At 73.2% G+C, this 14,504-nt stretch carries 13 protein-coding genes; 12 read left to right on the forward strand and 1 reads right to left on the reverse strand.

Annotated features, from left to right (window positions below):
• Nucleotides 1-11: 11 nt before the first annotated feature.
• From ACPOLB_RS25090 to ACPOLB_RS25130, 9 genes are all read left to right on the forward strand, one after another.
• Nucleotides 12-1,070: a TRAP transporter substrate-binding protein gene (locus tag ACPOLB_RS25090; protein ID WP_425258784.1), complete on the forward strand. Its 1,059-nt coding sequence runs from the start codon at nt 12-14 to the stop codon at nt 1,068-1,070.
• An 86-nt stretch (nt 1,071-1,156) separates the two neighbouring features.
• On the forward strand, nt 1,157-1,741 hold the full coding sequence (locus ACPOLB_RS25095) for a TRAP transporter small permease subunit (protein WP_425258785.1): 585 nt from the start codon (nt 1,157-1,159) through the stop codon (nt 1,739-1,741).
• Nucleotides 1,738-3,030: a TRAP transporter large permease gene (locus tag ACPOLB_RS25100; protein WP_425258786.1), complete on the forward strand. Its 1,293-nt coding sequence runs from the start codon at nt 1,738-1,740 to the stop codon at nt 3,028-3,030. Before ACPOLB_RS25095 ends, ACPOLB_RS25100 begins: the two co-directional genes overlap by 4 nt.
• An 8-nt stretch (nt 3,031-3,038) precedes the next feature.
• Nucleotides 3,039-4,445 (forward strand): amidase, encoded by a 1,407-nt coding sequence (locus ACPOLB_RS25105; protein WP_425258787.1) that lies wholly within the window; start codon nt 3,039-3,041, stop codon nt 4,443-4,445.
• 20 nt (nt 4,446-4,465) lie between these two features.
• Nucleotides 4,466-5,218 carry a fumarylacetoacetate hydrolase family protein gene (locus tag ACPOLB_RS25110; protein ID WP_425258788.1) on the forward strand — a complete coding sequence of 251 codons (753 nt, stop codon included), beginning with the start codon at nt 4,466-4,468 and terminating at the stop codon, nt 5,216-5,218.
• Nucleotides 5,219-5,242: 24 nt separating this feature from the next.
• Nucleotides 5,243-6,463: a pyridoxal-phosphate-dependent aminotransferase family protein gene (locus ACPOLB_RS25115; RefSeq protein ID WP_425258789.1), complete on the forward strand. Its 1,221-nt coding sequence runs from the start codon at nt 5,243-5,245 to the stop codon at nt 6,461-6,463.
• A gap of 308 nt (nt 6,464-6,771) precedes the next feature.
• On the forward strand, nt 6,772-8,217 hold the full coding sequence (locus tag ACPOLB_RS25120; RefSeq protein WP_425258790.1) for an amidase: 1,446 nt from the start codon (nt 6,772-6,774) through the stop codon (nt 8,215-8,217).
• Between the two features lie 396 nt (nt 8,218-8,613).
• Nucleotides 8,614-8,787: a hypothetical protein gene (locus tag ACPOLB_RS25125; RefSeq protein ID WP_425258791.1), complete on the forward strand. Its 174-nt coding sequence runs from the start codon at nt 8,614-8,616 to the stop codon at nt 8,785-8,787.
• A gap of 33 nt (nt 8,788-8,820) precedes the next feature.
• On the forward strand, nt 8,821-9,285 hold the full coding sequence (locus ACPOLB_RS25130; RefSeq protein ID WP_425258792.1) for a DoxX family protein: 465 nt from the start codon (nt 8,821-8,823) through the stop codon (nt 9,283-9,285).
• Here the strand turns inward: ACPOLB_RS25130 and ACPOLB_RS25135 are convergent.
• Entirely contained in the window at nt 9,282-10,274 is a 993-nt protein-coding gene (locus ACPOLB_RS25135) for a tripartite tricarboxylate transporter substrate binding protein (RefSeq protein WP_425258793.1), read from the reverse strand. The genes ACPOLB_RS25130 and ACPOLB_RS25135 overlap by 4 nt on opposite strands.
• A 316-nt stretch (nt 10,275-10,590) precedes the next feature.
• Between ACPOLB_RS25135 and ACPOLB_RS25140 the strand changes: the two genes are divergently transcribed.
• From ACPOLB_RS25140 to ACPOLB_RS25150, 3 genes are all read left to right on the forward strand, one after another.
• Nucleotides 10,591-11,070: a hypothetical protein gene (locus tag ACPOLB_RS25140; protein WP_425258794.1), complete on the forward strand. Its 480-nt coding sequence runs from the start codon at nt 10,591-10,593 to the stop codon at nt 11,068-11,070.
• A gap of 107 nt (nt 11,071-11,177) precedes the next feature.
• Complete coding sequence (locus ACPOLB_RS25145; protein WP_425258795.1) at nt 11,178-11,804, forward strand: LuxR C-terminal-related transcriptional regulator; 627 nt, start codon at nt 11,178-11,180, stop codon at nt 11,802-11,804.
• A 21-nt stretch (nt 11,805-11,825) separates the two neighbouring features.
• Nucleotides 11,826-14,477, forward strand: a complete 2,652-nt coding sequence (locus ACPOLB_RS25150; RefSeq protein ID WP_425258796.1) for a winged helix-turn-helix domain-containing protein — start codon at nt 11,826-11,828, stop codon at nt 14,475-14,477.
• The last annotated feature ends 27 nt before the right edge of the window (nt 14,478-14,504 follow it).

Consider the following 14,504-nt stretch of genomic DNA (forward strand, 5'->3'; position numbering starts at 1 on the left):
AGAGAACGACCATGATCAGCATCACCCGCGCCGCCCTCACGGCAGCCATCGCCACCACATCGGCCCTCGCCGCCGTGCTGCCCGCGCAGGCGCAGGACAGGCTCAAGTTCAAGGCCATCGGCCAGCCTCTGGCCACCGGCCTGATCCAGAAGAACAAGGAACAGCCCTTCTTCGAGAACTTCGCCGCGCGCACCGGGCTGGCCATCGACGTCGACTACAAGCCCATCGACACGCTGGGCATCAAGGACACCGAGCAGCTGCGCGTGATGAAGGCCGGCCTGTTCGACCTGGTCTCGCTGCGCGTGTCGCAGAACTCGCGCGACGAGCCGACGCTGCTGGGCCTGGACCTGGTGGGGGCCAGCCCCGACTACGCCACCGGGCGCAAGGTGTCGAAGGCCTACTTCGACACCGTCGACGCGCGGCTGCAGAAGCAGTTCAACGTCAAGCTGCTCGCGGTGTGGCCGTTCGGGCCGCAGATCCTGTTCTGCAAGAAGCCCATCGCCAAGCTCGCCGACATCAAGGGCATGAAGGTCCGCACCTACGACCAGAACCTGGCCAAGTTCGTCGAACTGGTCGGCGGCACGCCGGTGCCGATCTCGTTCGCCGACACGCACCAGTCGCTGTCGCTGGGCGTCGTCGACTGCGCGATCACCGGCCCCAGCAGCGCCAACTCGGCCGGTTGGCCCGAGGTGACGACGCACCAGCTGCCGCTGGGCTTCCAGATGGCGCTGAACGGCTACGCCATCACGATGAAGGCCTGGAACCAGCTCAAGCCCGACCAGCAGGCGAAGCTGCAGGCGGCCTTCAACGGCCTCAGCGACGAGATCTGGACCTACAGCGAAGCGCTGTTCCAGGACGCGCTGAACTGCAACGCCGGCAAGGACCCCTGCGCCAACGGCAAGAAGTTCAAGCTCGTCAACGTGCCGGTGTCGCCCGCCGACGGCGAACTGATCCGCAGCGCGGTGACCAAGGTCTCGTACCCGGCCTGGGCCGAGGTCTGCGACAAGTCCAACGCCGGCTGCTCGGCGCAATGGACGGCCACGGTCGCTCCCGTGCTGGGCATCAAGTGAACGCCGCCACACCTGCGATGGGCGCCCGCCCGGCGCCCGCGGCGCAAGATGCGCCAGCCGCGGCCGGCGAAGCCAGGAAGGCGACCATGAAGGACCGCATCGAGACGCTGCTGGCCACCGTGTTCGGCGGCATCTTCCTGACGCTGTCGGTGGTCGTCGCCATCGAGACGATCAGCCGCAAGCTCTTCAACGTCTCGGTGCAGGGCGCCGACGAACTGGGCGGCTACGCGCTGGCGGTGGGCTCGACCATCGCCTTCAGCCTGGCGCTGATGGGACGCAACCACATCCGCGTCGACGTCTTCCACGAGCGCTTCCCGCGCGGCGTGCAGGCGGCGCTGAACTGGCTCTCGATCGTCTCGCTGGCGGCCTTCGGCGCCTTCATCGCGTGGGTCGCGTTCAAGGTCATCGGCGACACGCTGCAGTACGGCAGCACGGCGCAGACGCCCTGGGCGACACCGCTGATCTGGCCGCAGGGCGTGTGGTACGCGGGCCTCGTGGTCTTTGCCCTGGTGGCCTTCGGCTACGCGGCGCGCGCGACGCTGCTGCTGGCCACGCACCGCATCGACACGCTGAACCACGACTTCCACCCGAAGAGCACGAAGGAGGAGCTGAAGGAAGAGCTCGAGGACCTCGCTCAGCGCCAGGGCGGCGCGCAAGGAGACAAGCCATGAGTGTCGGAATCTTCGGCCTCGCGTTCGTCGCGATGATCGGCATGATGCTGGTCGGCCTGCCCATCGCCGTCTCGATGGCGCTGGTGGGCATCGTCGGCGGCATCGCCGCCTACGGCGTGCCGTTCATGGACTCGATCGCACCGGTGGTGTGGGGCGTGCAGAACGAGAACCTGCTGACCTCGATCCCGCTGTTCGTGCTGCTGGGCGAGCTGCTGCTGCGTTCGGGCATCGCCGACCGCATGTACATCGCGCTGTCGGCCTGGCTCGGGCGCATGCCCGGCGGGCTGCTGCACACCAACATCGGCAGCTGCGCGCTGTTCGCGGCGACCTCGGGGTCGTCGGTGGCCACCGCGGCCACCGTCGGCACGGTGGCGCTGCCTTCGCTGCACAAGCGCGGCTACGGCATGCGCGCATCGCTGGGTTCGCTGGCGGCCGGCGGCACCCTGGGCATCCTGATCCCGCCCAGCGTGAACATGATCGTCTACGGCTCGCTCACCAACACCTCGATCGGCAAGCTGTTCATCGCCGGCATCCTGCCCGGCCTGCTGCTCACGGGATGCTTCATGCTGTGGATCTGGGTCAACAGCGTGATGAGCGGCACCGTCAAGCGCGAGGAGAAGGTGCCGCTGGGCGAACGCCTGCGCACGCTGCAGTTCCTGGTGCCGCCGCTGGTGGTGTTCGGCATCGTGATGGGCAGCCTGTACTTCGGCATCGCCACCACGACCGAGAGCGCGGCCCTGGGCGTGATCGCGGCCCTGGGCTTCGCGTGGCAGTCGGGCAGGCTGAGCTGGGACGTGCTGCGCACCTGCTTCATCAGCACCGCGCGCGTCAGCGGCATGATCCTGCTGATCATCGTCGCGGCCTTCATCCTGAATCTCACGATCAGCCTGACAGGCATCGCCGACATGATGACGAAGTGGGTCGCGGGGCTGGGCCTGACGGCCACCGGCTTCATCCTCGCGCTGATCGTCTTCTACCTGATCCTGGGCATGTTCATGGACGTGCTGTCGATGCAGGTGGCGACGATTCCGATCACCTTCCCGATCGCGATGGCGCTGGGCGTCGACCCGGTCTGGTTCGGCATCTTCATCGTGCTGATGTGCGAGCTGGGCATGATCACGCCGCCGGTGGGCATGAACCTCTTCGTCGTGCACGGCATCCGGCCCGACAAGGGCAGCATCGACGACGTGATGTGGGGTGCGCTCCCCTACGCGGCGATCATGATCCTGTTCGCGCTGCTGCTGCTGGCGGTGCCGGGCATCGCCACCTGGCTGCCGGCGAAGATGTGAGGCCCGCGGTGCACGACGACGACCTCTGGCGGCTGCCGGCCACCACGCTGCAGCGCCGCTACCGTGACGGCAGCCTGACGCCGCTGGCGGTGACGCAGGCCGTGCTGGCGCGCACGGATGCCGTGAACGGCAGGCTCAACGCCGTGGTGGCGCGGCGCGACGAGGCCGTGCTGGCCGAAGCCGCCGCGGCCACGCAGCGCTTCGCGCAAGGCGCGCCGCTGTCGGCGCTGGACGGCATCCCGATCACGGTGAAGGACAGCCTGCTCAGCGCCGATCTGCCGACCACCTGCGGCACCGCAGCCCTGCGCGACTTCCGCCCCGGCCACGACGAGCTGGCCGCCGGCCGCGCGCGCGCCGGCGGTGCGCTGCTGCTGGGCAAGACCAACGTGCCCGAGTTCGCCAACGACGGCTACACCGCGAACCCGCTGTTCGGTGCCACCGGCAACCCCTGGAACACGGCGCTGACACCCGGCGGCTCCAGCGGCGGTGCGGTGGCGGCGGTGGCCGCGGGCATCGCGCCGCTGGCCATCGCGCAGGACGGCGGCGGCTCGATCCGCCGGCCGGCGTCGCACACGGGCCTGGTCGGGCTGAAGCCCTCGCTGAGCGCCTGGCCGCGGCAGCACACGCTGCCCGGGCTGCTGCTGGACTTCGACGTCATCGGCCCGGTGGCGCGCACCGTCGCCGACGCCCGGCTGCTCTTCGATGCCTTGCGCGGGCCGGCGGCGGCCGATCGCTCGTCGATGGCCGCCGCGTGGGCCGCGGCGCAGGCGCGTCGGGCCGGGCCGCTGCGGCTGCTCTACGTCGAGCACCTGGACGCGAACCCGCTGGACCCGCAGATCGCCGCCAGCTGCCGCCAGGCCGTGCAGCGCTTCGCCGAACTCGGCCACCAGGTCGAGCGCGGCGCGCTGCCGCTGGACCTGCGTTTCATCCTCGAGGCCTGGCCGCAGATCGGCCAGGTCGGCCTGGCCGCGATGTTCGACGCCCACCCCGAGTGGGAGGCCCCCGCCAGCCCCAAGTACCGCGAGGCCGCCGAGCTCGGCCGCCGGGTGTCGGGGCCGCGTGTCTGGCAGATCATGGACCGCGTGCGCCGGCTGCGGGCCGAGAGTGCAGCGCTGTTCGAGCGTGTCGACGTCATCGTGATGCCCGCCGCCGCCGCGCTGCCCTGGCCGAAGGCGCAGGCCTGGCCACCCATGATCGACGGCCAGGAGGTCGGCCCGCGCGGCCACGCCGTCTACACGGGCTGGGTCAACGCCGCCGGCCTGCCCGGGCTGGCGCTGCCCGCCGCGCCGTCCGCCGAAGGCCTGCCGATCGGCATCCAGCTGATCGGTGCCTACGGCAGCGACGACGGGCTGCTCGACCTGGGCGCGGCCTACGAGGCCGCAGCGCCCTGGGCGCATCGCTGGCCCGATCTCTGAACCGCATCGAGAGGATTCCCATGGACCCGACCACCGAGGCCGTCGAGGCCCTGGTGCGCGCGCGGCGCAGCGGCGCAGCCGTGCCCGCGGTGACGCTGGCCGACGCCGATGCCGCCTACCAGGTGCAGGACGGCGTCGCCCGTGCGCTCGGCTGGTTCGGCGGGCACGCGCCGCGCCACTGGAAGTCGGGCGCGCCGTCGGCCGCGGCGCTGCAGACCCACGCCCCGCTGCCGCCCGCAGGCGTCTGGAACAGCCCGGCCGACGCCCGCGCCTGGCCCTTCCACCTGCGCGGCGTCGAGGCCGAGATCGCCCTGCGCCTGCGTTGCGAGGTCGATGCCGACACCGCGGCCCGTCTCGACGTGGCCGGCGCCAGCCTGCTGGTCGATGCGATGTGCGTGGCCATCGAACTCGTCGACGCGCGCTGGGCCGAAGCACTGGACGCGCCGCCGCTGGCCAGGCTGGCCGACCTGCAGTCGCATGGCGCGCTGGTGCTCGGCGGCTGGGTGCCGTTCCAGCCGCGCGACTGGCCGTCACAGGCCTGCCGCGTGCAGATCGGCAGCGCCGCGGCCGGCGAACACCGCGGCACGCATGCGCTGGGCGACCCGGCGGCGGTGCTGCCTGCCTGGCTGCGCCACGCCACGCGCGGCGGCCGGCGCCTGGCCGCAGGCACGGTCGTCACCACCGGCACCTGGTGCGGGTTGCCGATGGCGGCGGCGGGCGACCACGTGCACGTCGACTTCCCGGGCATCGGCACCGCCGAAGTCCGCCTCTGAACACGTTCCTCGAAAGGACACCCGATGATCCCGCTCAACCAGCACCCCAGCGGCCGCCACTTCCTGCAGATCCCCGGCCCGAGCCCCGTGCCCGACCGCATCCTGCGCGCCATCAGCCTGCCGACGATCGACCACCGCGGACCGGAGTTCGGCGTGCTCGGGCGCAAGGTCGTCGCCGGGCTGCAGCAGGTGTTCCAGACCCGGCACCCGGTGGCCATCTATCCGGCCTCGGGCACGGGCGCGTGGGAAGCGGCGCTGGTCAACACGATGAGCCCGGGCGACGCGGTGCTGATGGTCGAGACCGGCCACTTCGCGGCGCTGTGGCAGAAGATGGCCGTGCGCCTGGGTCTCGAGCCCGAGTTCCTGGCGCTGCCCGGCACCTGCGCCGAGACCGGCCTGCCGAACGCATGGCGGCACGGCGTGCCGGCCGCGCTGATCGAAGCCCGGCTGCGCAAGGACACGGCGCACCGCATCCAGGCGGTGTGCGTGGTGCACAACGAGACGTCGACAGGTGTCACCAGCGACATCGCCGCGGTGCGCCGCGCCATCGATGCGGCGCGCCACCCGGCGCTGCTGATGGTCGACACCATCTCGGGCCTCGCCAGTGCCGACTTCCGCCACGACGCATGGGGCGTCGACGTCACCGTCAGCGGCTCGCAGAAGGGCCTGATGCTGCCGCCGGGCATCAGCTTCAACGCGCTGTCGCCGAAGGCGCTGGCGCGCGGCAGGACGGCGCGGCTGCCGCGGGCCTACTGGGCCTGGGACGAGATCGTCGAGATGAGCGCCGGCGGCTACTGGCCGTACACGCCGAACACCAACCTGCTCTACGGCCTGAGCGAGGCGCTGGACATGATCCTCGATCAAGGCCTGCCGGCCGTGTTCGCGCGCCACCAGCGCTGGGCCGGCGCCGTGCGCGCCGCCGTGCAGGCCTGGGGGCTGCCGGTGCAGTGCGCCGACCCGGCGGTGTACTCGCCGGTGCTGACCGGCGTGATCACGCCCCGCGGCGTCGACGCCGATGCGGTGCGCAAGCTCGTCCACGCGCGCTTCGACCTCTCGCTGGGCACGGGCCTGGGCAAGCTGAAGGGCCGCATGTTCCGCATCGGCCACCTGGGCGACTGCAACGACCTGACGCTGATGGCCACGCTGGCCGGCGTCGAGATGGGGCTGAAGCTGTCGGGCGTGCCGCTGGCCGGCAGCGGCGTGGCGCGCGCGATGGAGGTCTTCGCCGAGACGCCAGCCGCCTGAGTCCGCCGGCGATGCCGCCCGCCGGGCATCGTCGGGGTCTGCCCCCGGCTGCGTGCCCACCGCCGCTGCAGCATCGGGGGCCGTCGTCGGAGCCCGCCGCAACGGCCGCGGCGGGCTCCGCCGCGGGCGGTGTTCCGCGTGCAGGCCCTTCCGGGCTAGACTGGGCCGAGAGGCACGGTGCTTCCGCCGGCGCCAGGAACCAGCACGCGTCCTGCCAAGCGTGCGCCGTGCGGATGCCGACGGGCCTGGCCATCGGCGTCCGCGATGGTGCATGGCACGTCTTGCCGCTGCGACGAGAAGGAGACGCCATGCGACTCGACGACTACGCGCGCCATGACGCGCTGGGCCTGGCCGCGCTGGTCCACCGCGGCGAGGTCACGCCGCGGGAGCTTGCCGCCACGGCGGCCGCTGCGATCGCCAAGCTGAACCCGATGCTCAACGCGGTCGTCGAGACCTACCCGGACCGCATCCAGGACCTGGACGAAGCCACGCTCGGCAGCGGCCCGTTCCGGGGCGTGCCGTTCCTGATGAAGGACGTGTTCGGCCACGAAGCGGGGCGTCGCATCGAGTTCGGCAGCCGGCTCTGCGCGGGCATGGTGGCGCAGCAGGACACGGTGTACACGCAGCTGGTCAAGGCGGCGGGCCTGAACGTCATCGGCCGATCGGCCGCGCCCGAGTACTCGATGGCCGGCACGACCGAGACCGCGCTGTACGGCAACACCAGCACGCCGTGGAAGCACGGCCACAGTGCCGGTGGCTCCTCCGGCGGCGCGATGGCCGCGGTGGTGGCCGGCCTCGTGCCCATGGCGCAGGGCACCGACATCGCAGGCTCCATCCGCATCCCGGCCAGCTTCTGCGGGGGCGTGGGGCTCAAGCCCTCGCGCGGGCGCATCAGCTTCGCGCCCATGCTGGACGAGAACGGCTATGGCCTGGCGCAGAACTTCGTGCAGACGAAGACCGTGCGCGACGCCGCGGCGATGCTCGACTGCCTGGCCGTGCCGCAGCCCGGCGACCCGTTCCTGATCCCGCGCCCCACGCAGTCGTGGGCCGAACTGGCGCGCCACGCGCCGCCGCGGCTGCGCGTGGGCTTCTGCACCGCGCCGCTGATGGGCGTGCCCGCCGACCCGGAAGTGGCCGCGGCCGTGCGCCGCGTCGCGCAGGGACTGGCTGCCAACGGCCATGCGGTCGAGCAGATCGACCCCGACTTCGATGGCGACGTCGCGCTGCGCGCGATGCAGGTGCTGTGGTTCTTCGGCTTCGACGCCCGGCTGGCCGGCTACGCCGCACGCAGCGGCCACCCCGTGAGCGAGCAGACGCTCGAACCCGTCACCTGGCAGGTGCTGCAGCGCGCGCGCACGCTCACCGCGGCCGACTTCGTGGCCGCGATGGCGCGGCTCAACACCGCGCGCCGCCAGCTCGGCCAGATCTTCACGCGCTGCGACGTGTGGATCACGCCCACCACCGCGCGCGTGGCCGAGCCCTGGGGCCGCTACAACCTGGGCCGCACCGACGTGGCCTACGACGACATGGCCACCGCGATCCTGGCACCGGTCGTGCAGTACACGCTGCCGCACAACATCATGGGCACGCCGGCGATCTCGTTGCCGCTGGCGATGACGGGCAGCGGGCTGCCCATCGGCGTGCAGCTGACGGCGCCGCCGGCGCAGGAGCATCTGCTGCTGCAGCTGGCGACGCAGTTCGAAGCCGAGCAGCCGTGGGCGGCGCGGGTGCCCCCGCTGCACGTCTCGGCCTGATCGGCCGGCTGGTCGGCGCGCGGCAGCGAAGGGCGCGGGCTGCACCCTGTGCGCACCGACCGGAGATTCGTGAGCCTGGCCCTGAATCTGCGGCGCCGGGCAGTGCCCCAGGCACGTGGCGTCGCGGTGGAGCAGGCGACGGACTGACGGGAGCCTCCCCGGCGCCGGGCGGCTGGAGGGTGCGGTCCGCCGAGCCGGGACGCCCGCTCGCAGGACGCTCGGACGCTCGGGGGTGGGCGTGGAGCCGCCCAGGCTGCGCAGACCGGACTACGCCGTTTGGCAGACCCGCGTCTCGCCTGATGGCCAGACGCAGCATGGTCGCCGGTGTCCGACAGTCTGTGCATGGGTTCGATCGCGTCCACGGCTCGTGGACCGGCAGCCCATGAGGAGCCCACCATGCCTGACTCGACCATGCGGCCGACCCGACCCCTGCCGGACCTGTCGCCGCGTCGTCCGACCGCCTTGCGTCTGCGTGCCGCGGGCGCGACCAGCCGCGACCGCCTGCCCCAGGTGATTGCGTTGCGCCCGAGCCGGCTGCATCGCCTGATGCAGGCCCTCGGCCTGCGCTGACGCGGCCCGTCCACCCGCTCCAAGGAGACCCCCATGTGGAACCCGATCGCTTCCCCCCTGCTGCTCGTCGGCCGTGCGCTGCTGGGCGTGCTGTTCATCGCCGCCGGTCCGGCCAAGATCGCCAATCCGGCCGCAACCGCTGGCTACATGGCCAGCGGCGGACTGCCGGCATCGGCGGCGCTGGCCGTGCTGGTGGGCGTCTTCGAGATCGTGGCCGGACTGGCCCTGGCGCTCGGCCTGTTCACGCGCTGGGCGGCACTTGCGCTCGCGCTGTTCACGCTCGTCGCCAGCGTGCTGTTCCATGCCTACTGGCAGGCACCGGCCGAGCAGCAGTTCGTGCAGCAGCTGCTCTTCATGAAGAACCTGGGCGTCGTGGGGGGCCTGCTGCTGCTCGTCGGCGTCGGTGCCGGAGCCTGGAGCTGGGACGCAAGACGGCGCGCGGCGCCTGGCGGTGCCGCGCTGACGACCGTCCGACCACTGGAGTCGCCGCCCCGCTAACGGACCAGGCTGACGCCTCTGGCCGCCAGCTGCGCCAGCAAGCGCCGTGTCGCGGCGGTCTGCTGCTCGTGCTGGGCCCGGGCCTCGGCCGGGCCGCGAGGCGACTCGACGGTGCCGCCGGCGGCGGCGAGCGCTGCCAGCACCCCGGCATCCGACAACACCTGTCGCAGCGCCTGGTTGAGCCGCACTGCGCGTGGCTCCGGGATCGCCGCCGAAGCCATCAGGGCCGACCAGCTCACGTGGACGAAGTCGCTGAGGCTCGCCGCCTCGGCCAGCGGGGGCACCGATGCAAACCGGGGCACACGCTCGGCGGACGCCACGCCCAGCGCGCGCAGCTTGCCGGCCTGCACGCTGTCGGCCACACCGGCGAAGAGCGGCAGGAAGGCCGACTCGACGTGGCCGCCGATCAGGTCCTGCAGAAGCGGTGCGACGCCCTTGTAGGGCACGTGCACCAGCGCCACGCCGCAGCGCTGGGCGAAGTCCTCGGCGCACAGATGGGCGTTGGAGCCCACGCCGTAGCTGGCCAGTTGCAGTGCCCTGCCGGCGCGGCCCTCGGCGAGACGCGTGGCCAGCGATCCCGCGAGGGCAGGTCCGGCCAGCAGCGCCAGCGGCGCCGAGGTGATGCGTCCCAGCGAGCGAAACTGCTGCGGCGACAGCCTGACGTCCGGGTTGACCAGCGGCGCGAGGATGGTGTCGCTGTCGGTCCCCAGGGCCAGCACCTGACCCTCGGCACCCGACGCCAGCAGCTGCTGCAGGCCGAGGGCGCCGGCGGCGCCCGGGATGTTCTCGACGACGAGTTCCTCGCCGAGGGCGCGCGCCAGCGGCGCGGCGAGCGCGCGTGCCGTCGCGTCCACGATGCCGCCGGCCGGGTAGGGCACGGTCAGGCGCAGCGGGCGCTCGGCGCGCAGCGCTGCGGGTGCCGCCGCGAGCAGCAGGGACAGCACCTGGCGGCGCGAGGGCGCGGAGTCGGTGGGTCGGGTGTCGCACATGACCGCAGTGCAGCACGGGTCGTCGCCGCCCGCAACTGCACCTTCAGCCAATCCGGCAGCCCGGTCGCGTGGAGGCGGCGGACTGCGCTCCGCGCAATTGGCCAAAAGGGGCAGTCGCGTCCAGGCCCCATGCGGCATGTGGTCGGGCGGGCGCCGGGCCCAGTATCGGCCGGTCACCCAGCCATGCTGGCATCGCAACGTGTCTGAACGACGTTCCCGCCCCGCAGGCCCTGCACCATTCCAGGGCGCCTACACGGCCCGGCCGGGTGGGCGCTGTGCGCCCGCCGTCGTGGTGCTCTCGCGCGGAGCCGGGCACTTGCTCAGGCCGATCTGCGACGACCTGGCCGCGCAGGGCTTCCTGGCCATCGGCCCGGCACGTGAGGGCGCCGCGGCGGCCGACGTCACGCGCTCGCTGCATGCCGCCTCCCGGCTGCTGGACACCGCGCGGGCCCTGCCCGAGGCCAACGGCCGCGTGAGCCTGCTGGCGTTCGGCCGCGATGGCATGCTGGCCTTCGGCCTGGCAACGCGCTGCACCTGCGACGCCACCGTCGTGTACGGCGCCGACCAGCTGGCCCGCCTGGCGGCCGAAGGCCTGTGCCTTCGCGGGCCGGTGCTGCTGCACCTGCACCTGCAGCCCGGCGACGAAGGGTCCGCGTCGCACAACGCGGACCTCGCGGCCCTGGAGCGCAACCCGCTGATCGAACTGCATCTCTACGGCGGTGCCGAAGCCGCCGCGGAAGCAGCGCTGGCGCGTGGCCGCAGCCTGCGGTTCCTGCGCCAGACGCTCGGCGGTTGAGGGGGCGCGCAGCGACGGACAACAAATTTTCACGGCGCTTTGCGCCGGTGGCCCAGGCGGCGTTGGAAGATCGGGCCTGGCTCCACGATGTCCGTCAGGGTGATGCCATGAACGATTTCCAGCGCCCGATCCAGGTCGCTGTCTCCCATGCCGATCCGTTGCTGGCCGAAGGTGTCCGCCAGGCCTTGCTGGGTGCCCGCGGCATCACCCTGTGGGCCGGGCCTGCCGATGCCGATGCCGTGGCCAGCGCCGGGGCAGACGTGCTGGTGAGCGACTACGAGGCCGGCATGGGCGTGCTGTCCGGACACCGAGATCGGGCAGGCTGCGCGGTGTTGATCGTCTCCCGGCGCGACTGCGAGGTCGACATCCACCGGGCCTTGCAGTCCGGTGTCGGTGGCTACCTGCTCGCCGGTTGCAGCCTGGACGAGCTGGTGATCGCCGTGCGCACCGTCGGGCGGGGCGGTCGTCACATCTGCGACCGCGCCGCCAACGTGGCGGCGCAGAGCCTGATGCGGACACCGCTCACCGCCCGCGAGGCGGAAGTCCTGCGGCTGATGGCCGACGGCCTGTCCAACAAGCGCATTTCCATCCGCCTGGACATCGCCCTGGGCACGGTGAAGGCCCACACGAAGGCCATCCTCGCGAAGCTGGAGGCGGCCAGCAGGACGGAGGCGACCGCGGTCGCCGAGCAGCGTGGGTTGCTCGGCGCGGAGCTGCGGACCGATGCGCGCTGAGCGGCTTGCGGAGCCGGGCCGATGCGAGCCGACTTGAACGAGGACGCGCTCTGCTTCGGCACGATGCGCCTGTACCGGCAGGCACGGCTGCTGCTCGACGGCGGCCGGCAGGTCCGCCTGGGTGGTCGCGCGCTGGACCTGCTGGTGGCCCTGGTCGAGCGTGCACCGGCGGTCGTCAGCAAGGCGGAACTCGAAGCCCGCGTGTGGCCCCACGGTGCCATCGACGGCACCAGCCTTCGTGTGCAGGTGGGAACGCTGCGCAAGTGCCTCGGTGAGCGCGAGGGCCATCGATACGTGGCCAACGTGCCGGGCCGCGGGTACTCGTTCGTCGCGCCGGTGTGGCGCGAGGCCGGCGGCACCGGCCCGCCGCGCCGCGCCGCGGCGGCCTGCGCCCTGCCGGTGCGGCTGGCGTCGGTGGTGGGGCGGGACGAGGCCGTCGCCAAGCTCGCGGGCTGGCTGGGCGCCGAGCGCCTGGTCACGGTGGTCGGCGCCGGCGGCGTGGGCAAGAGCACGGTGGCGGTCGCCGCTGCGACGGCCTTCGCGCGCCAGCACGGCCACGTGGTCCCGATCCACATCGACTTCGCGACGGCGACACCCGACCCGTGCGCCTGGCCCGCCCTGGAGGAGCGGCACGCCCTGCTGGTGCTCGAGAGCTGCGAGCTGCAGGTGGAAGAAGCGGCGCGGCGGGTGGTGGGGCTGCTGCAGGCCACGCCGCACCTGCGCGTCCTGGCCACCAGCCGCGAACCTCTGCGGGTCGAGGGCGAACGTGTCTTCAGGCTCGGTCCGCTGGCGGTGCCGCCGGCCGAGCCGTTGCCCGCGCGCGCCGAGGCCGGCGACTGGCCGGCCCTGGCGCTGCTGGCGGACCGCCTGCGGGCGCAGACCGGCGACTTCGAGCTCGACGCGGAGCACCTGCCGGCTGCGGTGGCCTTGTGCCGCCGGCTCGAAGGCCTGCCGCTGGCGATCGAGCTGGCGGCGGCCCAGGTGACGTTCTTCGGCCTGAAGGGCCTGCTGCAGCGGCTGGAGGGCGGCTGGGGCTGCCTGACCAGCCGCGACCGCACGGGCCCGGAGCGGCAGCGGTCCTGGCGGGACTCGGCGGCATCGAGCTGGGCCACGCTCCCGGCTGCCGCCCGGCGGAGCCTGGCACGGCTGTCGGTGTTCCCGGGCGCGTTCGACGCGGAGGAAGCCACCGCCGTGGCCGCCGTGCCGGCCGGCGCCCGGGCCGGCGAGGTGCTGGATCATGTGGCGGACGGCGTGGCGAAGTGCCTGCTCGTCACCGTGGCGGGCGGGGAGGTGCTGCGCTACCGCTTCGCCGCCGGGCTGCGTGAACACGCCGGCGCGGCGCTGGTGGCGGAGGGCGACGCCGAGGACGCCCAGGCCCGCTGGGTCCGGCTGCGCCTGGCGGCCTGGCGCCAGGCGGGTTGCGGCCGCGACGGTGCCACCGAACGCCTGGCCGAACTCGAGGCGATGCTCGCCTGGGCCTGCTCGCCAGGCGGTGACCCGGTCGCAGGCGCGCAGGCCGTGCTGCTGGCAAGCGCCGCGGCGCTGCAGCTGCACGAACCGTCGCGTTTCGCCGTCTGCGTCGGGCGTGTGCTGCAGTGCATGGGTGGCGAACCCGGGCGGGCCGATGCCGGGGCGCCGCGTTGGCGCGCGCGGCTGGAGGTACTCGCGGCCGTCCTGCAGCGTGCGGGGGTCGGCGGGCCTGACCTCCCGTCTGCGGGTGCCGACGTGGCCGAGGCCATCCAGCGCCTGCAGCGCGCCAGTCCGGACGACCCCAGCCCCGCCGCCGGCCGCCTGGCGAGCGGGGCCGCTGCGGAAGCCCTGTTCCTGGAGGGCCGGTTCGACGAGGCGCTGGCCAGTGCGCAGCAGGCGCTGGACCTGCCGGCAGACCCGTGGCAGCCCGATGTGCTGGACGTCCCGGCCGCGACGGCCGCGTTGCGGGCCCGGATCCTGTGGCTGCAGGGCCAGGCGGGTCCGGCCCTCGAGGTGCTGCAGGACGCGGTGGCACGGGCAGCGGCTGCCGGCGCCGTCGACCTCTGCCGCACGCTGGCCGAGGCCGCCTGCCCGATCGCGCTGTGGAGCGGCGATCCGGTGCGTGCGCAGGATGCGATCGAGCGCCTGCGTGCATGTGCTGCGCGACACGGGCTGCCGCACTGGCAACGCCGCGCAGCCTGGTTCGACGCGTTGCTGGCCGCAAGGCTGCCGCAGCCTGCGGCGGGCACGCCGGACCTGGCCGACCTGGCGACGACCTTCCAGCCGGCGCTGGTCAGCCCCGCGCAGGCCGAACGCGCCCGCAGCGGTCCACCGCTCTGGTGCGCGCCCGAGCTGCTGCGCGCCGCAGGCGAAGCGGCGCTCGCGGGCCCGGACCCGGAACGCGTGGCCCGCGCACGGGCATGCTTCTCGCGGGCGGCCGAGCTGGCGCACCGTCAGGGCAGTCTGGCGTGGGAGCTGCGCGCAGCGCTGAGTGCTGCGCGCCTGGACCTCGCGCAAGGCGCCGCGGCCGCGGGCCTGGACAGCCTGGCCCAGGTGCTGGCCCGCATGCCCGAGGACGGTGCCGACACGGCCGATCGCCTGATGGCCCGTGCGCTGCTGGCTCCGGCCCGGCGTGCGCAAGGCGCGGCGTCGCGCCCGCCGCGCGTGCGTCCGGCCGCGCCACGCCACGAGTCTTCACGCTGATTCACGCCGGGTTGGGCCGCGGCCGCG

The organism is Rubrivivax soli (assembly GCF_049810355.1).
In the GTDB taxonomy this organism is placed as follows: domain Bacteria; phylum Pseudomonadota; class Gammaproteobacteria; order Burkholderiales; family Burkholderiaceae_C; genus Rubrivivax.